General features: G+C 53.2%; 1 rRNA gene. It reads left to right on the top strand.

The annotated features are described in order from the left end of the window. A 16S ribosomal RNA gene (locus tag CD126_RS11620) occupies positions 1–725 on the top strand; the annotation flags it as partial.

Genomic DNA, 725 nt, shown 5'->3' with positions numbered 1-725 from the left:
GGGGAGCTTGCTCCCCCGACGTTAGCGGCGGACGGGTGAGTAACACGTGGGTAACCTACCTATAAGACTGGAATAACTCCGGGAAACCGGGGCTAATGCCGGATAACATGTTGGACCGCATGGTCCTACAGTGAAAGACGGTCTTGCTGTCACTTATAGATGGACCCGCGCCGTATTAGCTAGTTGGTAAGGTAACGGCTTACCAAGGCAACGATACGTAGCCGACCTGAGAGGGTGATCGGCCACACTGGAACTGAGACACGGTCCAGACTCCTACGGGAGGCAGCAGTAGGGAATCTTCCGCAATGGGCGAAAGCCTGACGGAGCAACGCCGCGTGAGTGATGAAGGCCTTCGGGTCGTAAAACTCTGTTATTAGGGAAGAACAAATGTGTAAGTAACTATGCACGTCTTGACGGTACCTAATCAGAAAGCCACGGCTAACTACGTGCCAGCAGCCGCGGTAATACGTAGGTGGCAAGCGTTATCCGGAATTATTGGGCGTAAAGCGCGCGTAGGCGGTTTCTTAAGTCTGATGTGAAAGCCCACGGCTCAACCGTGGAGGGTCATTGGAAACTGGGAAACTTGAGTGCAGGAGAGGAAAGTGGAATTCCATGTGTAGCGGTGAAATGCGCAGAGATATGGAGGAACACCAGTGGCGAAGGCGACTTTCTGGTCTGCAACTGACGCTGATGTGCGAAAGCGTGGGGATCAAACAGGATTAGAT

Origin of the sequence: Staphylococcus pettenkoferi (assembly GCF_002902685.1) — a bacterium.
Classification (GTDB): domain Bacteria; phylum Bacillota; class Bacilli; order Staphylococcales; family Staphylococcaceae; genus Staphylococcus; species Staphylococcus pettenkoferi.
The sequence above is the reverse complement of the archived record's forward strand: the minus strand, read 5'-3'. Positions and strand labels throughout refer to the sequence as shown.